Raw genomic sequence first — 23,935 nt, 5'->3', positions numbered from 1 at the left:
CCTACATAACTCTTTGTTTACCAAGGAGTTTTCCGTTTCGACTGCGCCGGAAGTGGGGCGAATTATAGACAGATATAAATCGCCGTCAACAGTTAATTTCAGGTTTATTCGGATTTAAGCGTAATACGCGCAAATGCCTTCTTGCCGGCCTGGCAAACGTGAGTCGCGCCCAGCTCGTATATAAAGGTGCGATCAACAACCTCACCATCTATACGCACACCGCCAGAACCCAGAAGGTCGCGCGCCACTGCCGAGTTCTTCACCAGGCCCGCCTTATTAAGGACAGCAGCAATCGGCATTGCCTCGGCAGCAGTCAATTCAACCTCAGGCAGATCATCCGGCAGCTCGCCATCCTTCATACGGTTACCCGCAGCACGGTGAGCGCTGGCAGCAGCCTCTTCGCCGTGGAAGCGCGCAACGATCTCTTCCGCCAGCTTGATCTTCACATCCCGCGGATTCGCACCAGCTTCCACTTCAGCACGCAATGCATTGATCTCATCCATCGAGCGGAAGCTCAGCAGCTCAAAGTAACGCCACATCAGTGCATCCGGAATCGAAACCAGCTTGCCGTACATCACACCCGGCGCTTCCTGGATACCAACGTAGTTACCCAAGGACTTGGACATCTTCTTGACGCCATCCAACCCCTCCAGCAAAGGCATGGTCAGAATGCACTGCGCCTCTTGCCCATACGCACGCTGCAGCTCACGCCCCATCAGCAGGTTGAACTTCTGATCGGTACCGCCCAACTCGACATCGGCACGCAACGCCACCGAGTCATACCCTTGAACCAGCGGGTACAGGAACTCATGGATCGCGATCGGCTGATTGGTGGAGTAGCGCTTATCGAAGTCATCGCGCTCGAGCATGCGAGCAACGGTGTACTGGGACGTAAGACGAATAAAATCCGCCGGCCCCATTTGATCCATCCAGGTGGAGTTGAATGCCACCTCGGTCTTGGCTGGATCGAGAATCTTGAAGACCTGGGTCTTGTAGGTCTCGGCATTATCGAGGACCTGCTCACGGGTCAGCGGCGGACGCGTAGCGCTCTTGCCGCTCGGATCGCCAATCATCCCGGTGAAGTCACCTATAAGGAAGATCACCTGATGCCCCAACTCCTGGAACTGACGCAGCTTATTAATAAGCACCGTATGTCCAAGGTGCAGATCCGGCGCTGTCGGATCAAAGCCGGCCTTAATACGCAGGGGCTGGCCACGCTTGAGCTTTTCGATCAGCTCAGCTTCGACCAACAGTTCTTCCGCACCACGTTTGATCAGCGCTAGCTGCTCTTCAACCGACTTCATAACAGACCCGCAAGGCTCAGATTCAAAAGGGAACCAACCATACAAGATCAGGGACTAATTACAAGTTTTGCCCTGCGCACGGACACCGTTCAGCAAGCCCAGCGTTCGCAAGCTTGCACCACAGATGATTTGGTTATATTTTATACAGTTATTTCATCTTCATCATGTCATTCATCTTTTCCAATTCATCTTTTCAAAGTCAAAATTACTTATGACCACAGAACCGTCTAAAGCGCCGCCGCTTTACCCGAAGACCCACCTGCTCGCCGCAAGTGGGATCGCCGCCCTTCTGAGCCTGGCACTCCTGGTATTTCCTTCCAGCGATGTAGAAGCCAAACGAACGACACTGAGCCTTGACCTGGAAAGTCCGGTTGAGCAACTGACACAAGATCAAGACGCTTCCGACGCACTGCAAGCCACAAATGGCGCAACAGAGTCGCCGTTTGCCCAGATTGAAAACAGCGCCGAAGACACTAAAGAGACCGCGCAGGCCAAGCCTGCGGTAGAAACACCCAAGAACCCGCTACACCGGGAAGTCATTGTTGCCAAAGGCGACACCCTTTCGACCCTGTTCGAAAAGGTCGGCCTCCCAGCCGCGACGGTCAATGATGTACTGGCAAGCGACAAGCAGGCCAAGCAGTTCACCCAACTCAAGCATGGCCAGAAGCTTGAATTCGAATTGACAGCCGACGGGCAACTGCACAACCTGCACAGCAATATCAGCGACCTGGAAAGCATCACGCTGACCAAAGGCGCCAAGGGCTTTGCGTTCAACCGCATCACCACCAAGCCAGTGATGCGCTCCGCCTATGTACACGGCGTGATCAACAGCTCGTTGTCCCAATCAGCCGCGCGCGCCGGGTTGTCCCACAGCATGACCATGGACATGGCCAGCGTGTTTGGCTACGACATCGACTTTGCCCAGGACATTCGCCAGGGCGACGAATTCGACGTGATCTACGAGCAAAAGGTCGCCAACGGCAAGGTCGTCGGCACCGGCAACATCCTTTCTGCGCGGTTCACCAACCGTGGCAAGACCTACACCGCCGTGCGCTACACCAACAAACAAGGCAACAGCAGCTACTACACCGCCGACGGCAACAGCATGCGCAAGGCGTTCATCCGTACTCCGGTTGACTTCGCCCGTATTAGCTCGCGTTTCTCGATGGGTCGCAAGCATCCAATTCTGAACAAAATTCGCGCCCATAAAGGCGTCGACTACGCAGCTCCGCGCGGCACGCCAATCAAGGCGGCTGGTGACGGTAAGGTTTTGCTGGCCGGTCGCCGTGGCGGCTACGGCAATACTGTGATCATCCAGCACGGCAATACCTACCGTACGCTGTATGGCCACATGCAAGGCTTTGCTAAAGGCATCCAGACTGGCGGCAACGTCAAGCAAGGCCAGGTGATCGGCTATATCGGCACCACTGGCCTGTCCACCGGACCACACCTGCACTACGAGTTCCAGGTCAACGGTGTGCACGTCGACCCACTGGGTCAAAAGCTGCCAATGGCTGATCCAATCGCCAAGGCCGAGCGCGCACGCTTCCTGCAGCAGAGCCAGCCACTCATGGCCCGCATGGACCAGGAGCGCTCCACCCTCCTGGCCTCGGCGAAACGCTAAACCATGTCGCTCTATATAGGTGTGATGTCCGGGACCAGCCTTGATGGCCTGGACATTGCGCTGATCGAGTTTGCACCGGCGATCAAGCTGATTGCCACCCATTACATCCCTATGCCTGACTCCCTGCGTTCCGAGCTGCTTGGCCTGTGCGCCAGTGGCCCGGACGAGATTGCCCGTTCGGCGATTGCCCAGCAGAACTGGGTGACACTCGCCGCCCAAGGCATTCACGCCCTATTGGACCAGCAGAAACTCAAACCCCAGGACATTCGAGCAATTGGCAGCCACGGCCAAACCATTCGCCACGAACCTGCCCGGGGCTTTACCGTGCAGATCGGCAACCCGGCGCTGCTCACCGAATTGACCGGAATCACCGTTGTCAGTGATTTCCGCAGCCGCGATGTCGCCGCAGGTGGCCAAGGCGCCCCGCTGGTTCCTGCATTTCATGAGGCATTGTTTGGCGAGCGTACGGGCAACCGTGCCGTACTGAACATCGGCGGCTTCAGCAACCTCAGCTTGATCGAGACAGACAAGCCAGTCGCCGGCTTTGATTGCGGCCCGGGCAACGTCCTGCTGGATGCCTGGATTCACCAGCAACGCGGCGAGAACTTCGACCGCGATGGCCTGTGGGCTGCCAGCGGGAAAGTTGAACCCCTGCTACTCAAGGCGTTACTCAGCGACCCGTTCTTCGTGACCAAAGGGCCAAAAAGCACCGGACGTGAAGTCTTCAACCTGGGATGGCTTGAGCATCACCTGGGACGGCTACCGCCATTCGCAGCCCAGGACGTGCAAGCCACACTGCTTGAGCTGACCGCCCTGACCATCGTCGAATCCCTGCAAACCGCACAACCGCAGACCGAAACCCTGCTGGTCTGCGGCGGCGGCGCCCATAACGCAACCTTGATGAGCCGCCTCAGCGCACTGCTACCAGCCACCCAAGTCAGCAGCACCGCCACTTACGGCGTGGACCCCGACTGGGTCGAAGCCATGGCCTTCGCCTGGCTGGCCCATTGCTGCCTTGAAGGCATCGCTGCCAACCGCCCCAGCGTCACCGGCGCCCGCGGCCTTCGGGTACTCGGCGCGATCTACCCGGCCTGACCCCCACACAGCAAAACGCCGCTTGAACCTATCAAGGCCAAGCGGCGTTTTTACATCCGCTTTCGATCAGATCGAGAACGAAGACCCGCAACCACAGGTAGTAGTGGCATTCGGGTTCTTGATCACGAAGCGCGAACCTTCCAGACCTTCCTGATAGTCCACCTCGGCTCCTGCCAGGTACTGGAAGCTCATCGGATCGACGACCAGGCTTACGCCCTCGCGCTCAACGATGGTGTCGTCATCGGCCACGTCTTCATCGAAGGTGAAACCGTACTGAAACCCTGAACAACCGCCGCCCGTAACAAATACGCGCAGCTTCAAGCGATCATTACCCTCTTCATCGACCAGGCTCTTCACCTTGTGCGCAGCACCGTGGGTGAATTGCAAAGCCGTGGGGGTGAAGGATTCAACGCTCATGCTGATAATCTCCCGGCGTAGCGCCGCCATATGCGTGATGGCGGGCATTATCCGCTTCTCCTAGAAAAGCGGTCAACTATTGTTACGGTATATCAATCTGCGCAGTGGCCATTAAAAACACGAAAGGCCCGATCAACGGGCCTTTGCGCAATAGCAGAAAAATTACGGCAGCATGCCCGCATGGGACAGGCCCAGCTTCTCATCCAGACCAAACAGGATGTTCATGTTCTGCACGGCCTGGCCCGAGGCGCCCTTGACCAGGTTATCGATCACCGACAGCACCACCACCAGATCACCATCCTGTGGACGGTGCACCGCGATACGGCACACGTTGGCGCCACGCACGCTGCGGGTTTCCGGGTGGCTGCCCGCCGGCATCACATCGACGAACGGCTCATCGGCATAACGCTTTTCGAACAGCGCCTGCAGGTCCACCGAACGATCAACGACTGTCGCATACAGCGTGGAGTGGATCCCGCGGATCATCGGCGTCAGGTGAGGCACAAACGTCAGGCCGACATCTTTATCTGCTGCGCGACGCAGCCCCTGGCGAATTTCCGGCAAGTGACGATGACCTTTCACCGCATAGGCTTTCATGCTTTCCGACGTCTCGGAGTAAAGCGAGCCTACAGCAGCACCACGGCCAGCACCGCTGACACCCGACTTGCAGTCAGCAATCAGCCGCGATGCGTCCGCCAGCCCGGCTTCCAGCAATGGCAGGAAACCCAGCTGTGTAGCGGTTGGATAGCAACCTGGTACGGCGATCAGGCGCGCTTGTTTGATCAGCTCGCGATTGACCTCCGGCAGGCCATACACCGCCTCTTCCAGTAACTCCGGCGCGCCGTGAGGCTGGCCGTACCACTTGGCCCACTCATCGGCGTCCTGCAGGCGGAAGTCCGCCGACAAATCGATCACCTTGGTGCCCGCTGCCAGCAACTCGCCCGCCAGGGCATGGGCAACACCGTGGGGCGTGGCGAAGAACACCACATCACAGGCACCCAGGGTCTTGATGTCCGGCACGCTGAACGCCAGGCCATCGTAGTGGCCTCGCAGGTTCGGATACATGTCCGCCACCGCCAGGCCGGCCTCGGATCGGGAAGTGATCACCACCACCTCAGCTTGCGGATGCTGAGCCAACAGACGCAGCAATTCGACACCGGTGTAACCCGTGCCGCCGACGATACCGACCTTGACCATAAACCTGCCCTCAACGAACCCACTGGAAAGCCGTCGATAATAGGGTCCGTATCGTCCTGCGACAACCGTCAACGTGACGTGTAGACGCTTGAGCCACTACTATCTTCAGCTACCGTGAACCTGGGAATAACTAAAAATGCTTTATCTATGGGTCAAAGCCTTCCATATCGTCAGCATCGTCTGCTGGTTTGCCGCACTGTTCTACCTTCCGCGCCTGTTCGTCTACCACGCGCAAAGCGAGGACACCGTCAGCAAGGAACGCTTCAGCGTAATGGAGCGCAAGCTCTACCGCGGCATCATGGGGCCGGCGATGATTGCCAGCCTGGTGTTCGGCGGCTGGCTGATCTACCTCAACCCGGCCATCTTTCAATCCGGGGCGTGGATTCACGCCAAGTTGACCCTGGTAGTACTGCTGATTGGCTACCACCACATGTGCGGTGCGCAGGTAAAACGTTTTGCCCGTGGCGAAAACACCCGCAGCCATGTCTTTTATCGCTGGTTCAATGAAGTGCCAGTTCTGATATTGCTGGCTATCGTAATTTTGGTCGTGGTCAAACCGTTCTAATCTCTATTACTCGGGGTACTTCCAATGTCGCTGCCCGCTTCGCTCGAACAAAGTCTGCGCCTGCCCGTCGTGGCCGCGCCGATGTTTCTGATTTCCAACCCGCAACTGGTGCTGGCCTGCTGCCGCAACGGAATCGTCGGCAGCTTCCCTGCCCTCAACCAGCGGGAAAGCAGCGGCTTCAAGGCGTGGCTGGAAGAAATCGAAGCGGGCCTGGCGCTGCTGGATAACCCGGCACCCTATGCGGTCAACCTGATCGTGCACAACAGTAACCCGCGGGTGGAAGCTGACCTGGCGATCTGCGTCGAGCACAAGGTGCCGATCGTCATCACCAGCCTGGGCGCGGTGAAAGAATTGGTAGACGCGGTGCATAGCTACGGCGGCCTGGTATTCCACGATGTCACGACCCGGCGCCACGCCGAAAAAGCCGCTGAAGCCGGCGTCGATGGCCTGATCGCCGTTGCGGCGGGCGCCGGTGGTCACGCCGGCACCTGGAGCCCGTTCTCGCTGATTGCAGAAATCCGTCAGTTCTTCGACAAGACACTGCTGCTGGCTGGCTGCCTCAACCACGGCCACGAGATCCTCGCGGCACAGCTGCTCGGCGCCGACCTGGCCTATTTCGGCACGCGTTTTATCGGCACCACCGAAAGCCATGCCCCGGATGCCTATAAAGAGATGCTGCTCACATCGCGCGCCGCCGACATCGTGCACACTCCAGCCGTCTCCGGTGTTCCCGCAAGCTTTATGCGCCAGAGCCTGGAAAACGCCGGTTTCGACCTCGCCGCGCTGCAAGGCAAGGGTGAAGTCAATTTCGGCTCCAAGCTCAAGCCACTCAACGACGAAGCAAAAGCCTGGAAGACCGTGTGGTCCGCCGGCCAGGGCGTCGGTGAGATTGATGATTTGCCCAGCGTCGATGAACTCGTGGCCCGCCTGGATGCCGAATACCGCAAGGCGCTCGAGCATGCGGCACAATTGCCTAAACGCTGGCCACGCTGATCCGTGATGTAACGCCTGCTGACCGAAGCAGCCCCCCTTATTCAAGTGACAAGGATGCCCGCATGAGCGACAACCGTTTCAAGATTGTGTTTGATGGCGCATTGCTCCCGGGTGTCGAGAGCACCACCGCCAAGCTGAATCTCGCCGAACTGTTCAAAAGCGACGTTGAAGCGATCGAAAAACTCTTCACCGGCCGTCCGGTCGCCCTGAAGCGTGACCTTTCCCGCGCCGATGCAGAGACCTATCTGCAAGCGCTGAAAAACGCCGGGGTCGATGCGCGCATAGAAGAAGAGCAGCCCGTCGCCTTCAGCCTTGCCGAAACACACGAAACGGACTCCGGCAGCTCAACTGATTACGCCGGCTCCGCCGCTTCGCCTTACGCCCCGCCCCGGGCAACCGTTGGCGAGAACCTGCCGGAGTTTTCCACCCTCAAGGTATTCACCGTCAACGGGCGTATCGGACGCCTGCGCTTCCTGGCATGGACACTGGTACTGAGCGTGGTGATGCTCCTTATCTCAGGCGTGTTCTTCACTGTCGGGCTGGGCATCGCCGCGGTGTCTCCAACGATTGCCATGGTCATTGGCTTCCTGGTGGGGATTGCCCTGCTCGTAGCCGCTGTATGGGTCAGCGTGCAGATCACCGTGCAACGCCTGCATGACCTGGGTTGGTCCGGGTGGCTGTGGTTCCTTCACCTGGTGCCGTTCGTAGGTAGCATCTTCCCGATCCTGCTGATGGTCCTCCCGGGCAATACCGGCGCCAACCAGTACGGCGCGCCGCCACCGCGCAACTCTACCGCCGTAAAAATCCTGTCCGCTCTGTGGCTCGCATTCATTCCGCTGATGCTTGCCGGCGGTGTGATGCTGGGCATGAGCGGCTACCTGGATCAACTGGAAAGTGACGTAGGCGGCAGCTACGAAAGCAGCTCCATCAACTCCGATGACGACAGCGACCAGGCCACCACCGTCGATGAAGTCGATGTGCAAAGTGCTGACGACGCAGCCGAACCTGTAGACTCTACGCAACAGTGAAAAACGCCCGACGCCTGTGACGCCTCTGTCACAGGCCCGGTAGCGTTGCGATGGAGAAACGCATGACCCGTTACGCTCTGATCACCGGTGCCTCCAGCGGCATCGGCCTGGCCTTGGCCGAAGCACTGGCCCGTCGCGGCCGCAGCTTGATTCTGGTGGCCCGCCAGCGTGATCAGTTGGAAAGCATTGCAATCGAATTGACTCAGCGCTTCGGCGTCGAAGTGCTGTTCCGTGCCTGCGACCTGGGCGAGCCCTTGCGGCTCTCCGGCTTTCTACTGGAGCTTGAGGAAGGCGAGCGGCAGATCGACCTGCTGGTCAACTGCGCCGGTATCGGCACCAGCGGGCCATTCCTGGCACAGGACTGGATGACAGAACAGGACCTGATGGAAGTCAACATCCTGGCCCTGACCCGTATGTGCCACGCCCTCGGCAACGCCATGGCCCTGCACGGCGGCGGGCAGATTCTCAACGTGGCGTCGGTTGCCGCGTTCCAGCCGGGGCCGTGGATGAGCACCTACTACGCCAGCAAGGCCTACGTGCTGCACTTTTCCGAAGGCTTGCGCGAGGAACTGAAGACCTGCGGCATCAAGGTTTCCGTACTCTGCCCGGGCCCGACCCGCACCGCATTCTTCGGCACCGCACAAATGGACACCGCCAAGCTGGACCGCAGCCAACAGCTGATGAGCCCGGAAGAAGTCGCGCTCTACACCGTGCGCGCCCTGGCCAAGAACAAAGCCATCATCATTCCCGGCCGGCGTAATCGCTGGCTGGCGTTCAGCCCACGCCTGAGCCCACGCTGGCTAACCCGCAAAATCGCCGGCGCGATCAACAAGGCCTATTGCCCGCGCTGATCGCGTGAGTACACTCACCCTGCACTTTCACAATGGAGAAACAGCTGTGGATACTCTGTTCACCAAGATCATCAACAGAGAAATACCCGCGAAGATCATCTATGAGGATGACCAGGTCCTGGCCTTCCACGACATCGCGCCAATGGCCCCCGTGCATTTCCTGGTGATCCCGAAAAAGCCGATCCGCACCCTTAACGACCTCACCGAGGAAGACAAGGCACTGGCCGGGCATATCCTGTTCACCGCCCAGCGCCTGGCGGTGGAACAAGGCTGTGAAAAGGGCTTCCGCGTGGTGATGAACTGCAATGAAGATGGCGGGCAGACCGTTTATCACATCCATATGCATGTGCTGGGTCAGCGCCAGATGAACTGGCCGCCGGGCTGAGCACTACCTGTGGCGAGGGAGCTTGCTCCCGCTCGGTCGCGTAGCGGCCGCACAAAACCGGGAGCGCTGCGTGCTCCAGGGGGAGCAAGCTCCCTCGCCACACAAGCAATTTGACCCAGCGCAAACGCTTCCCCCTCTCTTGCGGTAAACTGGCCGCCGAGATTCTTCCCGGAGGTCAGCATGACTACCCAACGTCACTACTCGCCGATTGATCGCCTGTTGCTGCAAGCCGACACGGCCATGCGCACGCTGTTGCCATTCAGTGGCCAACCACAGCGTCCGTCGCCCGCCATCGTGCAGCCCGAAGCGCAGATGAGCGAGACCGACACCCGCCACGTCGCCGGCCTGATGCGCATCAACCATACCGGCGAAGTCTGTGCCCAGGCGCTGTATCAAGGCCAGGCCCTGACCGCCAAGCTGCCGCAAGTGCGCGCCGCCATGGAACACGCCGCCGAAGAAGAAATCGACCACCTGGCCTGGTGTGAGCAACGCATCCGCCAGTTGAACAGCCACCCAAGCGTGCTGAATCCGCTGTTCTACGGCTTATCGTTTGGTATCGGCGCGGTAGCGGGCTTGATCAGCGACAAAGTCAGCCTGGGTTTTGTAGCTGCCACCGAGCATCAGGTGTGCAAGCACCTCAATGAACACCTTGAGCAACTGCCGGCTGAAGACGAAAAGTCCCGGGCGATTCTTGAGCAGATGCGCATTGATGAAGAACATCACGCCGAAAGCGCGCTGGACGCGGGCGGCTTCCGCTTCCCGGCACCGGTGAAATTTGGCATGAGCCTGCTGGCCAAGGTCATGACCAAGAGCACTTACCGCATCTGACAATCCCGCATAACGCAGAAAGGGCGCTTTTTAAGCGCCCTTTCTTTTTGCCTGTCAATAAACGATCAGCCCAGCTCAATGATCTCGTAGTCATGAGTGATGGCAACGCCTGCGGCGCCCAACATGATCGAGGCCGAGCAGTACTTCTCTGCCGACAGCTCGATGGCACGTTTGACCTGAGCTTCTTTCAGCGCCCGGCCCTTGACGACAAAGTGCATGTGGATCTTGGTAAACACCTTCGGGTCTTCGGTCGCACGCTCTGCTTCCAGGAAGGCCTCGCAGCTTTCCACCGCCTGGCGGGACTTCTTCAGGATGCTGACCACGTCGAAATTGCTGCAACCGCCTACACCGAGCAGGAGCATTTCCATCGGGCGTACGCCCAGGTTGCGGCCACCGGCCTCCGGCGGGCCGTCCATGACCACGACATGGCCACTGCCCGACTCACCGAGGAACATGGCTTCGCCCGCCCATTGGATGCGTGCCTTCATCGCCCAGACTCCACTGCTAAAAAAGGGTCGCCAGCTTAGCACAGGGCTTTGGGCCGTCAGCGTTTCCCATCAAAGCGATCAACAGCAGTGATTACGGGGTAAATTCCCTAATGAAGGCGGAATGTGTCTGTTAAGCTGGCGCCAAATCAATGGCGCATTGCCATCCACTGGATGACATGGCTTAACCGTTGATCGCGCTGAACAAAAAAACAAGCTCAACAACACCGTGCAGTCTTTTCGGGATACAACCATGGTTGCGATTACTCCCACACCCAAGATCAAGAACCTCGACAAACTGCTGATGCATTGTCAGCGCCGGCGTCATCCGGCCAAGCACAACATCATCTGCGCGGGCGAGCGTTCGGAAACCCTGTTCTTCATTATCAAAGGCTCAGTCACCATCCTGATCGAGGATGACGATGGTCGCGAAATGATCATCGCCTACCTCAATACCGGTGACTTCTTCGGCGAACTCGGGCTTTTCGAACAAGCCGGCAAGGAACAGGAACGCAGCGCCTGGGTGCGGGCCAAGGTCGAATGCGAAGTCGCCGAGATCAGCTATGCCAAGTTTCGCGAATTGGCCCAGCAGGACCCCGACATTCTGTACGCCTTGAGCGGCCAGATCGCCCAGCGCCTGAGAGACACCACGCGCAAAGTCGGCGACCTGGCATTTTTCGACGTCACCGGCCGGGTTGCCCGCTGCCTGCTGGAACTGTGCAAGCAGCCGGATGCCATGACCCATCCCGACGGGATGCAGATCAAGATCACCCGCCAGGAAATCGGGAGGATCGTCGGTTGCTCAAGGGAAATGGTTGGGCGGGTGCTGAAGGACCTGGAAGAACGCAACCTGGTGCATGTCAAAGGCAAGACCATGGTGGTCTTCGGAACGCGTTAAACCGGCAGAAAGCTCGCAAGCATCTGCCGGTACAACGTGTCGAGCCGGGCAATCGCGTCTGGCGCAGCAAAGGCTTCGTGCAGGGCGATATGGCTTTCAGCGCGCACCCGTTGTTCCAGGCCACACGCTTCATTGAAGCGATTGACCGCGGCGATCAACTCGACGCGATCGTCATCCAGCAACAACGCACCATGCACCAACCCCACCGGGCGTCCGCCACTCTGGCGCCAGCGCTGGGCAGTACCGACCATTTTGCGGCCATCCAGGTTGACGTTGTAGCGACCGTCGCAAAAAGCCCCGTCAATCTCGCCCACCGATGCATTGCCACCCAGCTCGATAAGCAGGTCGCAAATCGGCTGGCACAAACGCTGGTAGCCGGTTTCGATGCGCCCTTGGTCACCTTCACTGCGTGGTGGCGCGTAGACCAGCGCAATATTGACCGTGGCTGCCGATTGCGGAACCGGCTCACCGCCGGTTTCCCGCAGCAGCACCGGCCAACCGGCATCTGCCGATACCTGGCTGGCGGTCTCGAATGCCGGAAGGCGGCTCAAACGACGAGGCATCACCAACGCTTGATCGCTGGGCTGCCAGAACAGCAGGCCGAACGGCTGCTCCCCCGCGCAGACAGCGGCGAGCAAATCCTGCTCGGCCTTAAGGCCTGCCTCGACCGTCATCGCCACCGGCTGGGTCATCATCAATCCAGGGTCGAACCGCTGACAGCAACGCCACGCTCCGGGAAGAACAGGCGCTGCAATTCAGCCCCCGGGTTCTCGGCACGCATGAAGGTTTCGCCGACGAGGAACGAGTACACGCCGCTGATTTCCATCAGTTCGACATCGGCGCGATTGACGATGCCACTTTCGGTAATCACCAACCGGTCACGCGGGATACGCGGCAACAGGTCGAGGGTGTTTTCCAGGCTGACTTCAAACGTGTGCAGGTTGCGGTTGTTGACGCCCACCAACGGTGTGTCGAGGGTTTTCAACGCGCGTTCCAGTTCATCACCGTCGTGCACTTCCACCAGCACGTCGAGGCCGACGCTTTTGGCCACGGCCGCCAGTTCGGCCATCTTCACGTCATCCAGTGCGGAGACGATCAACAGCACGCAATCTGCGCCCAAGGCACGAGCTTCGACGATCTGGTAGGGGTCGACCATGAAGTCCTTGCGGATCACCGGCAGCGAGCACGCCGCACGCGCTTGCTGCAGGTACAGGTCGGAACCCTGGAAGAAGTCGATATCGGTCAACACCGAGAGGCACGTCGCACCGCCCTTCTCGTAGCTCTTGGCAATGTCTTCAGGGATAAAGATCTCGCGAATCACGCCCTTGCTTGGCGAAGCCTTTTTGATTTCAGCGATAACGGCCGGCTGCTTTTCCTTGGCCTGCTTGATCAGCGCATTGGCAAACCCGCGCGGTGCATCGGCGCTTTTCGCCAGGCCTTCCAGCTCAGCCAGGCTGACCCGGGCACGGCGTTCGGCGACTTCTTCTGCCTTGCGGGCCAGGATTTTTTCCAGAACGGTCGGAACACTCATCCTTCATTCTCCACTTTGAACACCGCAGTAAACGCACCCAGTTCTTCGAGCTTTTCGCGCGCCAGCCCGGTATGCAATGCATCATGAGCGAGGGCAACACCCTCTTTAAGACTGTAGGCGTGATCCGCGGCATACAGCGCCGCACCGGCATTGAGCACAATCATTTCTGCGGCTTTCTGGCCGTTTTCGGTCTTGCGACGCCCCAGGGCATCGCGAATCAATTCAAGGGAGGCCGCCGGGCTTTCCACCGCCAGGCCGTGCAGGCTCTGGCTTTTCATGCCGAGGTCTTCAGGTTCGACCCAATATTCGGTGACCTGGTCGTCCTTCAGCTCCGCTACGAAGGTCGGTGCGGCCAGGCTGAACTCGTCCAGGCCGTCCTTGGAGTGCACCACCAGCACATGCTTGCTGCCCAGGCGCTGCAAGACTTCGGCCAATGGCCGGCACAGCGCCTGGCTGAACACGCCCACCACCTGATGCTTCACACCGGCCGGATTCGTAAGCGGGCCGAGCATGTTGAACAGGGTGCGCAGGCCCAAGTCCTTGCGCGGACCGGCGGCGTGCTTCATCGCGCCGTGATGGGACTGAGCAAACATGAAGCCGATGCCGACGTTATCGATGCAGCGCGCCACTTGTACCGGGGTCAGGTTCAGGTAGATGCCTGCTGCCTCCAGCAAATCGGCACTGCCGCTTTTACCCGACACCGCGCGGTTACCGTGTTTGGCCACGGTGCAGCCGGCGGCCGCCACTACAAAGGAAGAAGCCGTCGACACGTTGAAAATGTTCGCACCGTCGCCTCCGGTGCCGACCACGTCGACCACGCCGTCGAGGGTCTTGAGTTCGACCTTGTCCGCCAGCTCACGCATGACCGACACGGCGCCGACGATTTCGTCGATGCTCTCGCTCTTCATGCGCATGGCCATCATGAACGCGCCAATCTGTGCGTCGGTGCATTGACCGGTCATGATCTCGCGCATCACATCGCTCATTTCAGCGGTGCTCAGGTCCAGATGGCCGACGATACGGCTCAGGGCAGTCTTGATATCCATGAAAAGTCCTTAGCGCGTGCCGCCGCTCTGCTTGAGAAAGTTAGCGAACAGCTCGTAGCCCTGCTCGGTCAAAATCGATTCCGGGTGAAATTGCACCCCTTCGACGTTCAGTGTCTTGTGACGCAGGCCCATGATCTCGTCGACGGAGCCGTCTTCCAGTTGGGTCCAGGCCGTCAGCTCAAGGCATTCGGGCAGGGTTTCACGCTTGACCACCAGCGAGTGGTAGCGGGTAACCGTCACCGGCAGGTTCAAACCGTGGAATACGCCCTGGTCCTTGTGGAACACCGGGCTGGTCTTGCCGTGCATCACCTGGCGGGCGCGCACTACGTCGCCGCCGAAGGCCTGGCCGATGGACTGATGGCCCAGGCACACGCCCAGGATCGGTAGCTTGCCGGCGAAATATTTGATGGCTTCGAGGGAGATGCCGGCTTCGGTCGGCGTGCACGGGCCTGGGGAGACGACGATGCGTTCAGGGTTCAACGCGGCGATTTGCGCCACGGTCAATTCGTCGTTGCGCACTACCTTGACCTCGGCGCCGAGCTCGCCCAGGTACTGCACAACGTTGTAGGTAAAGGAGTCGTAGTTATCAATCATCAGCAACATGTGGGTTAAAACCTCTTGAATTCACTGACTTCTAATGACGGCCTTCCAAGGGAGTGACCCGCTGCCAGACGCACTTTCCGGTTGCCGGGGTTGGCCGGCAAGGGGCGTCGAACAAAGGGTGAAGAAGGCAAATCGGTACAGGTCCGGCGGGGCCGGTAGAGAAAAGTTAGGCGCGCCAACGCCAACGGGCGTGTGCCTTGACTACTCGCATCAAGAGTTTGCTGATGATCAACACGGGGAGGGTCTCATTCATACGTTCAGGCACAGTAACGTAGCCTCGCCAGCGGTGCAATATGGCGCCGCAAATACGGGGCGAAGTGCCCGACCGATAATTGGCGTCAATTTTTTCAGAACCCTTGAAAGGTCGCTACAGTCACAGTGCTGATAAAAAAACAAAAGCATGGACGGACTCATGACCAAGACCCCTTATTTCGCTCCACTCGTCGGCTGCCTGCTAAGCCTGGCTTGCTCCCAAGCGTTCGCCGCGCCGTCGCCCTACTCGACCATGATCGTATTCGGCGACAGCCTGGCTGACGCCGGGACATTCGCCGACCCTGGGGCGCCGGGTTCAACCTATCGCTTCACCAACCGTACCGGCCCGCAGTACTTCGACGGCAGCGGCGAAAGCACTTCGCTGATTTCCTCGACATTATTGGGCGGCAAGCTGGGAGTGGCGGCAGGCGACCTGAACGCATCCACCTCGCCGCAGCGCGCCGCGCAAGGCCAGGCAGATGGCAATAACTGGGCCGTCGGCGGCTACACCACCCAGCAGATCTACGATGCCATCACCGGCAACTCCACCGTCACCGATAGCGACACCGGGCAGGTGTTGCGTACACGCCCCGGATACCTGGCATCCACGGGCGGCCGAGCCGACCCCAACGCGTTGTACTTTCTCTCCGGCGGCGGGAATGACTTCCTCGACGGCCTGGTCCTCAGCCCCGGCCAAGCCTCGGCCGCAGCCGGTCGCCTGGCCGACAGCGCCCAGGCTCTGCAACAGGCTGGCGCCCGATATGTCATGGTGTGGATGCTGCCGGACCTGGGCCTGACGCCTGCCGTCAATGGCACGCCGCTCCAAGGGACCGTCAGCGCCCTGGCCGGCGTGTTCAACCAGACCCTGGTGCAGCGCCTGTCGCAAATCGATGCGCAGATCATCCCGCTGAACATTCCGTTGCTGCTCAAGGAAACCTTCGCCGACCCCGGCCGCTTTGGCTTTGCCACCAACCAGAACCTCAACCAGACCTGCTTCAGCGGCACCACCTGCCGGAACCCCGTGTATGGCGTCGGCGGGACCAACCCGGACCCGACCAAGCTGATTTACAACGACACCGTCCACCCGACCGAGGCCGGCCAGGTGTTGATCGCCGACTACGCGTATTCGCTGCTCGCGGCCCCTTGGGAAATCACCCTGCTTCCGGAAATGGCCCAAGGTACCTTGCGCGCCCATCAGGATTCATTGCGCAACCAATGGCAAGCCGACTCGGGTAGCTGGCAGGCCGTAGGCCAGTGGCGGGCGATTGTCGACGCTGGCGGCCAGCACCTGGACTTCGATGATCAAAACAGCTCGGCCAGCGGTGACGGCAGCGGCTACAACCTGAACATCGGTGGCAGCTACAGGCTCAATGACGAATGGCGCGTGGGTGTGGCGGCAGGCTTCTACCGCCAGAGTCTTGAGGCCGGCGCCAGCGATTCGGACTACAAGCTCAACAGTTACCTGGGCACCGTGTTCGCCCAGTATCAGGAAGATCACTGGTGGGCCGACGCCGCATTGACCGGCGGCAAGCTGGACTTCGACAACCTCAAACGCAAGTTCGCCCTGGGCATCAGCGAAGGCACCGAGAAAGGCGACACTGACGGCTGGCTATGGGCCTTGAGCGCACGCGTGGGGTATGACATCGCCGAGCCGAATAGTGAATGGCACTTCTCGCCCTTCATCAGCGCCGATTACTCGCGGGTCGAGGTGAATGGTTATTCGGAGAAAGATGCCCGTTCCACCGCGCTGACCTTTGATGACCAACAGCGCGACTCCAAGCGCCTGGGAATCGGATTACAAGCCAACTACCGCTTCACTCCGCAAACCCTGGTGTTTGGTGAAGTGGCCCACGAACACGAGTTTGAAAACGATACGCAGCGAGTGGGCATGTCCCTCAACAGCGTGCCGGGGATTGATTTCAAACTGGACGGCTACACGCCACGCAGCAATTCGGATCGCTTGAACCTGGGGATTACCCACAAGGTGACCAAGGACCTGGCGTTGAACGCGGCCTATAACGTGAGAAAGGATGACAACTTTACCCAGCAGGGGGTGAGTGTCGGGGTGAGTCTGGATTTCTGAGGCGATCTCAAACCCCTCACAAAACAACTGTGGGAGCTGGCTTGCCTGCGATGCCGGTAAATCAGTCAACTAATCTGTCGACTGACACACCGCCATCGCGGGCAAGCCCGGCTCCCACATTTGGATCTAGATCAGCAGTTAGTCCTGCGGGGTCTGCTCAGCCAACGCCACCGCACGGAACATCGCCCGGCGCTTGTTCAGCGTCTCTTCCCATTCCAGCGCCGGCACCGAGTCGGCCACGATCCCGCCGCCTGCCTGCACGTGCAGTTCGCCGTCCTTGATCACCGCCGTACGGATCGCGATCGCAGTGTCCATATTGCCGTTCCAGGCGAAATACCCCACCGCGCCGCCATACACACCACGCTTGACCGGCTCCAGCTCGTCGATGATTTCCATCGCACGAATCTTCGGCGCACCCGACAAGGTGCCCGCCGGCAGGATCGCCCGCAGTGCATCCATCGCGGTCAATCCGGCCTTCAGCTCGCCGGTGACGTTGGACACGATGTGCATCACGTTGGAATAACGCTCGATCACCATCTTCTCGGTGAGCTTCACCGAACCGATTTCCGAAACACGCCCGGTGTCGTTGCGGCCCAGGTCGATCAGCATCAAGTGCTCGGCGATTTCCTTGTCGTCGCTCAGCAGGTCCTGCTCCAGCGCCAGGTCCGCCTCCTCGGTCGCACCGCGAGGGCGCGTGCCGGCAATCGGACGCACGGTGATCAGGTTGTCTTCCACACGCACCAGCACTTCCGGCGAACTGCCTACCACATGGAAGTCGCCAAAGTTGAAGAAGTACATGTACGGCGTCGGGTTGAAGCAGCGCAGCGCCCGGTACAAATCAATCGGCGCAGCCTTGAAGTCGATGGACATGCGTTGCGACGGCACCACCTGCATGCAGTCACCGGCAAGGATATATTCCTTGATGGTATCGACCGCACGCTCGTAGTCAGCCTGGGTGAAGCTTGAGCGGAACACCGGGTCAGCCGCCGGTGGACGGCTAAGGTCCAGGCCGCGACGCGGGGTGATCGGCTGGCGCAGCTTTTCCAGCAGCGCTTCGAGGCTGGCCTGGCCTTGCTCGAACGCGTCCGCCTGGGAAGGGTCGGCCAACACAATCGCGTGCATCTTGCCCGCGAGGTTATCGAATACCACCACCGCATCGGAGACCATCAGCAGAATGTCCGGCACGCCCAACGGATCGGGGTTCGGGGATTTGCCCAGGCGTTTTTCCACGTAGCGCACGCAGTCGTAGCCGAAGTAACCCACCAGGCCACCGTTGAAGCGCGGCAGGCCGGCGATGGTCGGCACGTTGTAGCGCGCCTTGAACTCCTCGACGAAGGCCAGCGGATCTTCCACGTAGTGGCTTTCAATCTCGACGCCGTCCAGGGTGATGCTCACATGGTGATCATGGACACGCAGCACTGTGCGGCACGGCAGGCCGATGATCGAATAACGGCCCCATTTCTCGCCACCCTGCACCGACTCCAGCAGATAGGAGTTGGGCTCGTCGGCCAGTTTCAGGTAGATCGACAGCGGGCTGTCGAAGTCGGCCAGGGTTTCGCAGGCCATGGGGATACGGTTGTAGCCGGCAGCGGCCAAACGCAGGAATTCTTCGCGGATCATGAGGTGCCTCGTGGCTTGAGGGTCTAACGGTCAGGTGTGCAAACGTGCCGCAGCGCGGCGAGGATCAGTCAGGCGCGCCAACGCCAGCGGGCCAGGGCCTTGATGACTTTCATCCAGAGTTTGCGAGTGACCACCACGATGGGATTTCCAGAAGGGGATGAAACAGCGTCGGGCAACGTTATCTCAGCGCCCGTTCCCAAGCAACCGGGGATTAACAGGCGCAGGTCATCAATCACCAGCGCCGGGGATTCCTCGGCAATCGGCCGGCCATGGTTGTAGCCGTAACTCAAGGCCACACACTTGACCCCCGCCGCTTTCGCCGCCAGCACATCACTGCGCGAATCGCCGACAAACAGCGATTGAGACGCCGGGATATTGGCCATTTTCATCACGAAAAACAGTGCCGCCGGGTCGGGTTTCTTCTGCGGCAAGGTATCGCCACCGATGATCCAGCGGAAATACCGACCGATCTTCATCTGGTCCAACAGCGGCGCGACGAAGCGCTCCGGCTTGTTGGTGATCAGGGCCATTTCCACGCCCTGCTTATGCAGCCATTTCAGGGTGTCGCGCACGCCGGGATAAACCACGGTCAATTCGTGGCCGTTTTCATAGGCCACGTTGAACAACTCAAGCGCATGCTCGGCTTCCACCTCATCGACACCCTCGGCCTCGATGTTGTTGGCCAGGGCCCGGCGCACCAGCATCTGCGCGCCGTTGCCAACCCACTCGCGCACCGACTCGATGCCCGCCGGCTTGCGCCCCAGCTTGAGCAGCATCTGGTCCACCGCCGCCGCCAGGTCCGGCACCGAATCGATCAACGTACCGTCCAGATCGAACATCACCAGCCGTGGCAGTTTGCCGGGGAACAGCTGCTCAAAGCCGCTCATGGACGCGCCAGCGCCAATTCTGCACGCATCTTGGCGATCACTTCCTGATAGTCCGGGGCATTGAAGATCGCCGAGCCGGCCACAAAGGTGTCGGCACCCGCTGCGGCGATTTCGCGGATGTTGTTGACGTTCACGCCACCGTCGATCTCCAGGCGGATATCACGGCCCGAGGCATCAATCAGCGCCCGCGCTTCACGCAGCTTGTTGAGGGTGCCGGGGATGAATTTCTGCCCGCCGAAGCCCGGGTTGACGCTCATCAACAGGACCATGTCGACCTTGTCCATCACGTACTCAAGCACGCTCAACGGGGTGGCCGGGTTGAACACCAGGCCTGCCTTGCAACCGCCCTCGCGGATCAGTTGCAGGGTGCGGTCCACGTGCAGCGTAGCTTCCGGGTGGAAGGTGATGTAGGTCGCACCGGCTTCGATGAAGTCGCCGACGATGCGGTCCACCGGGCTGACCATCAAGTGCGCGTCGATGGGCGCCGTCACACCGTATTTGCGCAGGGCGGCGCAGACCATCGGACCAATGGTCAGGTTAGGCACATAGTGGTTGTCCATGACATCGAAGTGAACGAAGTCGGCACCGGCGGCCAACACGTTGTCCACTTCCTCACCCAGGCGGGCGAAGTCGGCGGAGAGAATCGATGGAGCAATGACGAAGGGCTGCATGACGCACCTTTTTGAGCTAAATCACGATGGCGCGCATTGTATACCTCATGCTTTGCCGCGCGCACCGTGACCTCGCTCAATGGTTAGAACGCAGCCCGGTAGATTTTCTCGATATCAGCGGCGCTGAGCTTGCGCGGATTGTTGCGCATCAGGCGTTCGATCCCCGCGGCCTCTATGGCCATGGCCGGGATCGCGTCTTCGGGCACACCAAAGCTGCGCAGGCCGGACGGGATCTCCACTGCGGCACACAGTCGCGTCATCGCCTCGACGGCCTGATCCGCCGCATCCACGGCGCTCAGCCCCGTGACATTCACACCCATGGCCTCGGCAATCTCCTGCATGCGCTCCACACACGCCAGCTTGTTCCAATGCATCACGTAGGGCAGCAGCAAGGCATTGCTCACGCCGTGGGCGATATTGAAGCGCCCGCCCAGTGGGTAGGCCAACGCATGCACCGCGCCCACGCCGGCATTCCCGAACGCCATCCCGGCCATCAGGCTGGCGGTGGCCATGTCGTCACGGGCTTGCAGGTTGAGCGGATTGGCGTAGGCCTTGGGCAACGCCTTGGCGATCAGTTTGATCGCACCAATGGCCAGCGCATCAGTGATCGGCGAGGCATTCAGCGACAAGTAGGACTCGATGGCATGCACCAGCGCATCCACGCCACTGGCGGCAGTCACGCTGCGGGGGCAGGTCAGGGTCATTTGCGGGCTGATCAGGGCCACGTCCGGCAGCAGGAAATCGCTGACGATGCCTTTTTTCAGTTGCGCGACCTTGTCCGACAGAATCGCCACGTTGGTCACTTCAGAGCCGGTGCCGGCGGTGGTGGGGATCGCGATCAACGGCGGACCTTTGCGCGGCACCTGGTCGACGCCGAACAGGTCGGCCAGGGCGCCGTGATAACCGGCGTAGGCCGCCACGCTCTTGGCAATGTCGATGGCACTGCCACCGCCGACGCCGATCAGGCCGTCATGCCCGCCTTCTCGGTAAACGCGCATGCAGTCCTCGACGATGGCGATTTCCGGGTCGGGCAGCACGCGGTCGAAAATTTCATAGGCCCGCTCACCCAGGTGCTCCAGCGCCAGCGCCACCGTGCCGGACTTGACCAGCGCCGCGTCGGTGACAATCAGCGGGTTGTCGACATCCAGCCGCGTCAGCTCGGCGGCCAGTTGCTCGATGGCGCCTGGGCCGGTGAGCAGTTTATGGGCGATCTTGAATGAGGAATTACTCATGTGCGCGGCCTCTTATCAGTTATGGGCTGGCACAAGGATAGCGTCTGATTACGGGTTGTCTGCCATTCAGCCGCTGAATGGCACGTTCCCTGTGGGAGCTGGCTTGCCTGCGATAGCATCAACTCGGTGCAACTGAAAAACCGAGTCGCCCGCATCGCAGGCAAGCCAGCTCCCACATTTGACCGAGAGCCGGCCTTTAGATCTGCGCAGTACGCAGCTTTTCACTGCGCCCCCGCAGCCATTCCAGGGTCAGCAACAGCACCACCGAGAAGGCGATCAGCAAGGTCGCCGCTGCGGCAATGGTGGGGCTGAGGTTTTCGCGGATGCCGCTGAACATCTGGCGGGGCAAGGTCGCCTGTTCGGGCCCGGCGAGGAACAGCGTCACCACCACTTCATCAAACGAGGTGGCAAACGCAAACAGCGCCCCGGAAATCACCCCCGGCGCAATCAGCGGCAAGGTCACCCGGCGAAACGCCGTCAGCGGTGATGCCCCCAGGCTGGCCGCCGCCCGCACCAGGTTATGGTTGAACCCTTGCAAGGTCGCCGACACCGTGATGATCACGAACGGCACGCCCAGCACCGCGTGCACCACGATCAGCGAAAAGAAGCTGTTGCCCAGGCCCAGCGGTGCGAAGAACAGGTAACTGGCCACGCCGATAATCACCACCGGCACCACCATCGGCGAAATCACCAGGGCCATGACCAGCGCCTTGCCGGGGAAATGCCCACGGGTCAGGCCGATCGCTGCCAAGGTGCCGAACACCATCGCCAGCACCGTGGCCGCTGGGGCGACGATGATGCTGTTCTTCAAGGCCCGCATCCATTCCGCCGAGCCGAAGAAGTCCTGGTACCAGTGCAGCGAGAAGCCTTGCAGCGGGTAAACCAGGAAACTTCCGCTGTTGAACGACAGCGGGATGATCACCAGCACCGGCAAGATCAGGAACAACAGGATCAGGCCGCAGAGAATCCGCAAGCTGTAGAACCAGACCCGTTCCACGGGCGACATATAAGGGCTCAGCATCGCAACGGTCTCCTTAGCTCAGGCGCAGGCGGCTGGCGCCCACCAGCCAGTTGTAGATCAGGTACAGCACCACGGTGGCCAGCAGCAACAAGCCGCCCAAGGCCGTGGCCATGCCCCAGTTGATGCTGGTGTTGGTGTAGAAGGCCACGAAGTAGCTGACCATCTGGTCGTTCGGGCTGCCCAGCAAGGCCGGGGTGATGTAGTAGCCGATCGCCAAAATGAACACCAACAGGCAGCCGGCGCCTACGCCTGCATAGGTCTGCGGGAAGTACACGCGCCAGAAGCTGGCGAATGGGTGGCAACCCAGGGAAATCGCCGCCCGCATGTAAGTCGGCGAGATGCCTTTCATCACGCTGTAGATCGGCAGAATCATGAACGGCAGCAGGATGTGCACCATGGAGATGTAAACGCCGAGCCGGTTGAACACCAGTTCCACCGGTTTATCGATCAGGCCCATGCCCATCAACGCGCTGTTGATCAAGCCGCCGGACTGCAGCAACACGATCCAGGCCGCCACGCGCACCAGCACCGAGGTCCAGAACGGCAGCAGCACCAGGATCATCAGCAGGTTGCTTTGCCGCGCCGGCAGGTTGGCCAGCAGGTAAGCCAGTGGATAGGCCAATAGCAGGCAGCACACGGTGATGACCAGACCCATCCAGAACGTACGGGCGAAGATATCGAGGTAGATCGCCTGGTCTGGAGTGGCCGGGGCGATTTCGCCGAGGTCGTCGATGCGATGATCCACGGCCGCCAGCAGGTAGTACGGCGTCAGGCTGCTGGTGTTACGCCGGATCGCCTGCCAGTACGCCGGGTCACCCCAGCGTTCGTCGAGGTTTTCCAGCGCTTCTTTATAAGAGGCAGGCGCTTCGGTAAACGGCAGCGCCCGCGCGGTTTTCGTCAGCAGGCTGCGATAGCCCGCCAGTTCCATGTTCAAGCGTTTTGAGAGGTCGCCCAGGGTCGAGTTTTTCCGGGCTTCGCCCAAGTCCTCGCTGATGGCCTGATACACCGGCTCGCCGGGCAGGCCACGACCGTCCCAGGCGGTTACCGCTACCACCGTGCGCGGGAGGCCGCCCACCACTTCCGGGTTGCCGACGCTTTTGTACAGCAGCGCCACAATCGGCACCAGGAACACCAGCAGCAAAAACACCACCAGCGGCGCGATCAAGGCCTGGGCCTTCCAGCGGTTGAGCCGTTCGGCACGCGCCAGGCGCTGTTTCAGGGTGGGGCTGGGAATGGCGAGGGCCATGGCGAACTCCGGGTTCTTAAACATGAATGCAAAACGTTGGTGTGGCGCTTGTCCTGTGGCGAGGGAGCTTGCT

General features: G+C 60.3%; 24 protein-coding genes. 10 read left to right on the top strand and 14 right to left on the bottom strand.

Annotation, left to right across the window (positions count from 1 at the left end; translation table 11 throughout):
* Positions 1-104: 104 nt before the first annotated feature.
* Positions 105-1,304: a tyrosine--tRNA ligase gene (gene tyrS / locus K0H47_RS25125; RefSeq protein WP_063026809.1), complete on the bottom strand. Its 1,200-nt coding sequence runs from the start codon at positions 1,302-1,304 to the stop codon at positions 105-107.
* 211 nt (positions 1,305-1,515) lie between these two features.
* On the opposite strand from tyrS, the gene K0H47_RS25120 reads away from it, so the two are divergent.
* Both K0H47_RS25120 and K0H47_RS25115 read left to right on the top strand, forming a co-directional pair.
* Positions 1,516-2,928: a peptidoglycan DD-metalloendopeptidase family protein gene (locus tag K0H47_RS25120; protein WP_093204514.1), complete on the top strand. Its 1,413-nt coding sequence runs from the start codon at positions 1,516-1,518 to the stop codon at positions 2,926-2,928.
* 3 nt (positions 2,929-2,931) lie between these two features.
* Positions 2,932-4,023, top strand: a complete 1,092-nt coding sequence (locus K0H47_RS25115) for an anhydro-N-acetylmuramic acid kinase (protein WP_177025528.1) — start codon at positions 2,932-2,934, stop codon at positions 4,021-4,023.
* Between the two features lie 66 nt (positions 4,024-4,089).
* Here K0H47_RS25115 and erpA read toward each other — a convergent pair whose 3' ends face one another.
* Positions 4,090-4,440, bottom strand: coding sequence for an iron-sulfur cluster insertion protein ErpA (erpA, locus tag K0H47_RS25110; protein WP_003176443.1), 351 nt, complete (start codon positions 4,438-4,440; stop codon positions 4,090-4,092).
* A gap of 162 nt (positions 4,441-4,602) precedes the next feature.
* Complete coding sequence (gene argC, locus K0H47_RS25105) at positions 4,603-5,637, bottom strand: N-acetyl-gamma-glutamyl-phosphate reductase (protein WP_219273802.1); 1,035 nt, start codon at positions 5,635-5,637, stop codon at positions 4,603-4,605.
* A gap of 136 nt (positions 5,638-5,773) precedes the next feature.
* Here argC and hemJ point away from each other — a divergent pair, with 136 nt between their 5' ends.
* The 6 genes from hemJ to coq7 all read left to right on the top strand — a co-directional run bounded on the left by hemJ (position 5,774) and on the right by coq7 (position 10,287).
* The gene (gene hemJ, locus K0H47_RS25100; RefSeq protein WP_017476328.1) at positions 5,774-6,202 is read left to right on the top strand and encodes a protoporphyrinogen oxidase HemJ; all 429 of its coding nucleotides are present in this window, start codon (positions 5,774-5,776) and stop codon (positions 6,200-6,202) included.
* A 24-nt stretch (positions 6,203-6,226) separates the two neighbouring features.
* Positions 6,227-7,195, top strand: a complete 969-nt coding sequence (locus K0H47_RS25095; protein WP_093204504.1) for a nitronate monooxygenase family protein — start codon at positions 6,227-6,229, stop codon at positions 7,193-7,195.
* Between the two features lie 62 nt (positions 7,196-7,257).
* On the top strand, positions 7,258-8,223 hold the full coding sequence (locus K0H47_RS25090; protein WP_177025529.1) for a DUF805 domain-containing protein: 966 nt from the start codon (positions 7,258-7,260) through the stop codon (positions 8,221-8,223).
* A 62-nt stretch (positions 8,224-8,285) separates the two neighbouring features.
* Complete coding sequence (locus K0H47_RS25085) at positions 8,286-9,074, top strand: SDR family oxidoreductase (protein WP_010167219.1); 789 nt, start codon at positions 8,286-8,288, stop codon at positions 9,072-9,074.
* Between the two features lie 46 nt (positions 9,075-9,120).
* Positions 9,121-9,459, top strand: coding sequence for a histidine triad nucleotide-binding protein (locus tag K0H47_RS25080; RefSeq protein ID WP_003210943.1), 339 nt, complete (start codon positions 9,121-9,123; stop codon positions 9,457-9,459).
* Between the two features lie 180 nt (positions 9,460-9,639).
* Entirely contained in the window at positions 9,640-10,287 is a 648-nt protein-coding gene (gene coq7 / locus K0H47_RS25075; protein ID WP_017476331.1) for a 2-polyprenyl-3-methyl-6-methoxy-1,4-benzoquinone monooxygenase, read from the top strand.
* Between the two features lie 65 nt (positions 10,288-10,352).
* On the opposite strand, the gene K0H47_RS25070 is transcribed toward coq7, so the two are convergent.
* The gene (locus K0H47_RS25070) at positions 10,353-10,775 is read right to left on the bottom strand and encodes an OsmC family protein (RefSeq protein ID WP_005792019.1); all 423 of its coding nucleotides are present in this window, start codon (positions 10,773-10,775) and stop codon (positions 10,353-10,355) included.
* A gap of 250 nt (positions 10,776-11,025) precedes the next feature.
* Between K0H47_RS25070 and crp the strand changes: the two genes are divergently transcribed.
* The gene (crp, locus tag K0H47_RS25065) at positions 11,026-11,670 is read left to right on the top strand and encodes a cAMP-activated global transcriptional regulator CRP (protein ID WP_017476332.1); all 645 of its coding nucleotides are present in this window, start codon (positions 11,026-11,028) and stop codon (positions 11,668-11,670) included.
* Here the strand turns inward: crp and K0H47_RS25060 are convergent.
* The 4 genes from K0H47_RS25060 to K0H47_RS25045 are packed head-to-tail and all read right to left on the bottom strand — an operon-like array spanning position 11,667 to position 14,850.
* The gene (locus K0H47_RS25060; protein ID WP_093204494.1) at positions 11,667-12,362 is read right to left on the bottom strand and encodes a lipoate--protein ligase family protein; all 696 of its coding nucleotides are present in this window, start codon (positions 12,360-12,362) and stop codon (positions 11,667-11,669) included. The two genes, crp and K0H47_RS25060, sit on opposite strands and share 4 nt — an antisense overlap.
* A 2-nt stretch (positions 12,363-12,364) precedes the next feature.
* Positions 12,365-13,201: an indole-3-glycerol phosphate synthase TrpC gene (gene trpC / locus K0H47_RS25055; RefSeq protein ID WP_177025531.1), complete on the bottom strand. Its 837-nt coding sequence runs from the start codon at positions 13,199-13,201 to the stop codon at positions 12,365-12,367.
* Positions 13,198-14,247 carry an anthranilate phosphoribosyltransferase gene (trpD, locus tag K0H47_RS25050; RefSeq protein WP_017476335.1) on the bottom strand — a complete coding sequence of 350 codons (1,050 nt, stop codon included), beginning with the start codon at positions 14,245-14,247 and terminating at the stop codon, positions 13,198-13,200. The genes trpC and trpD overlap by 4 nt, the downstream gene beginning before the upstream one ends.
* Before the next feature lie 9 nt (positions 14,248-14,256).
* Positions 14,257-14,850 carry an aminodeoxychorismate/anthranilate synthase component II gene (locus tag K0H47_RS25045; protein ID WP_219273801.1) on the bottom strand — a complete coding sequence of 198 codons (594 nt, stop codon included), beginning with the start codon at positions 14,848-14,850 and terminating at the stop codon, positions 14,257-14,259.
* Between the two features lie 412 nt (positions 14,851-15,262).
* Here K0H47_RS25045 and estP point away from each other — a divergent pair, with 412 nt between their 5' ends.
* Positions 15,263-17,185 carry an esterase EstP gene (estP, locus tag K0H47_RS25040; RefSeq protein WP_219273800.1) on the top strand — a complete coding sequence of 641 codons (1,923 nt, stop codon included), beginning with the start codon at positions 15,263-15,265 and terminating at the stop codon, positions 17,183-17,185.
* 138 nt (positions 17,186-17,323) lie between these two features.
* On the opposite strand, the gene trpE is transcribed toward estP, so the two are convergent.
* The 6 genes from trpE to K0H47_RS25010 form a co-directional block, all read right to left on the bottom strand.
* Positions 17,324-18,805: an anthranilate synthase component I gene (gene trpE, locus K0H47_RS25035; RefSeq protein WP_219273799.1), complete on the bottom strand. Its 1,482-nt coding sequence runs from the start codon at positions 18,803-18,805 to the stop codon at positions 17,324-17,326.
* A gap of 68 nt (positions 18,806-18,873) precedes the next feature.
* Complete coding sequence (locus tag K0H47_RS25030; protein WP_177025534.1) at positions 18,874-19,692, bottom strand: phosphoglycolate phosphatase; 819 nt, start codon at positions 19,690-19,692, stop codon at positions 18,874-18,876.
* A complete protein-coding gene (gene rpe / locus K0H47_RS25025) occupies positions 19,689-20,363 on the bottom strand; it encodes a ribulose-phosphate 3-epimerase (RefSeq protein ID WP_008434441.1) in 675 nt (224 codons plus the stop codon). Before rpe ends, K0H47_RS25030 begins: the two co-directional genes overlap by 4 nt.
* 83 nt (positions 20,364-20,446) lie before the next feature.
* A complete protein-coding gene (locus K0H47_RS25020) occupies positions 20,447-21,595 on the bottom strand; it encodes an iron-containing alcohol dehydrogenase (protein ID WP_201142105.1) in 1,149 nt (382 codons plus the stop codon).
* A 196-nt stretch (positions 21,596-21,791) separates the two neighbouring features.
* A complete protein-coding gene (locus K0H47_RS25015; RefSeq protein WP_219273798.1) occupies positions 21,792-22,616 on the bottom strand; it encodes an ABC transporter permease in 825 nt (274 codons plus the stop codon).
* A gap of 13 nt (positions 22,617-22,629) precedes the next feature.
* Positions 22,630-23,862 (bottom strand): ABC transporter permease, encoded by a 1,233-nt coding sequence (locus K0H47_RS25010; protein WP_003210972.1) that lies wholly within the window; start codon positions 23,860-23,862, stop codon positions 22,630-22,632.
* Between the last annotated feature and the right edge of the window lie 73 nt (positions 23,863-23,935).

This window comes from Pseudomonas sp. Xaverov 83 (genome assembly GCF_019352905.1).
GTDB lineage: Bacteria > Pseudomonadota > Gammaproteobacteria > Pseudomonadales > Pseudomonadaceae > Aquipseudomonas > Aquipseudomonas yamanorum.
This window is presented reverse-complemented; position numbering and strand designations above follow the sequence as displayed.

Coding starts and splice junctions, on each gene's coding strand:
- trpD (WP_017476335.1), bottom strand. CDS start 14,247: ATGGATATCAAGACTGCCCTGAGCCGTATCGTCGGCCATCTGGACCTG.
- K0H47_RS25030 (WP_177025534.1), bottom strand. CDS start 19,692: ATGAGCGGCTTTGAGCAGCTGTTCCCCGGCAAACTGCCACGGCTGGTG.
- K0H47_RS25095 (WP_093204504.1), top strand. CDS start 6,227: ATGTCGCTGCCCGCTTCGCTCGAACAAAGTCTGCGCCTGCCCGTCGTG.
- rpe (WP_008434441.1), bottom strand. CDS start 20,363: ATGCAGCCCTTCGTCATTGCTCCATCGATTCTCTCCGCCGACTTCGCC.
- tyrS (WP_063026809.1), bottom strand. CDS start 1,304: ATGAAGTCGGTTGAAGAGCAGCTAGCGCTGATCAAACGTGGTGCGGAA.
- K0H47_RS25090 (WP_177025529.1), top strand. CDS start 7,258: ATGAGCGACAACCGTTTCAAGATTGTGTTTGATGGCGCATTGCTCCCG.
- coq7 (WP_017476331.1), top strand. CDS start 9,640: ATGACTACCCAACGTCACTACTCGCCGATTGATCGCCTGTTGCTGCAA.
- K0H47_RS25020 (WP_201142105.1), bottom strand. CDS start 21,595: ATGAGTAATTCCTCATTCAAGATCGCCCATAAACTGCTCACCGGCCCA.
- erpA (WP_003176443.1), bottom strand. CDS start 4,440: ATGAGCGTTGAATCCTTCACCCCCACGGCTTTGCAATTCACCCACGGT.
- K0H47_RS25115 (WP_177025528.1), top strand. CDS start 2,932: ATGTCGCTCTATATAGGTGTGATGTCCGGGACCAGCCTTGATGGCCTG.
- estP (WP_219273800.1), top strand. CDS start 15,263: ATGACCAAGACCCCTTATTTCGCTCCACTCGTCGGCTGCCTGCTAAGC.
- hemJ (WP_017476328.1), top strand. CDS start 5,774: ATGCTTTATCTATGGGTCAAAGCCTTCCATATCGTCAGCATCGTCTGC.
- trpC (WP_177025531.1), bottom strand. CDS start 13,201: ATGAGTGTTCCGACCGTTCTGGAAAAAATCCTGGCCCGCAAGGCAGAA.
- crp (WP_017476332.1), top strand. CDS start 11,026: ATGGTTGCGATTACTCCCACACCCAAGATCAAGAACCTCGACAAACTG.
- K0H47_RS25060 (WP_093204494.1), bottom strand. CDS start 12,362: ATGACCCAGCCGGTGGCGATGACGGTCGAGGCAGGCCTTAAGGCCGAG.
- trpE (WP_219273799.1), bottom strand. CDS start 18,805: ATGATCCGCGAAGAATTCCTGCGTTTGGCCGCTGCCGGCTACAACCGT.
- K0H47_RS25010 (WP_003210972.1), bottom strand. CDS start 23,862: ATGGCCCTCGCCATTCCCAGCCCCACCCTGAAACAGCGCCTGGCGCGT.
- argC (WP_219273802.1), bottom strand. CDS start 5,637: ATGGTCAAGGTCGGTATCGTCGGCGGCACGGGTTACACCGGTGTCGAA.
- K0H47_RS25120 (WP_093204514.1), top strand. CDS start 1,516: ATGACCACAGAACCGTCTAAAGCGCCGCCGCTTTACCCGAAGACCCAC.
- K0H47_RS25070 (WP_005792019.1), bottom strand. CDS start 10,775: ATGAAGGCACGCATCCAATGGGCGGGCGAAGCCATGTTCCTCGGTGAG.
- K0H47_RS25085 (WP_010167219.1), top strand. CDS start 8,286: ATGACCCGTTACGCTCTGATCACCGGTGCCTCCAGCGGCATCGGCCTG.
- K0H47_RS25045 (WP_219273801.1), bottom strand. CDS start 14,850: ATGTTGCTGATGATTGATAACTACGACTCCTTTACCTACAACGTTGTG.
- K0H47_RS25015 (WP_219273798.1), bottom strand. CDS start 22,616: ATGCTGAGCCCTTATATGTCGCCCGTGGAACGGGTCTGGTTCTACAGC.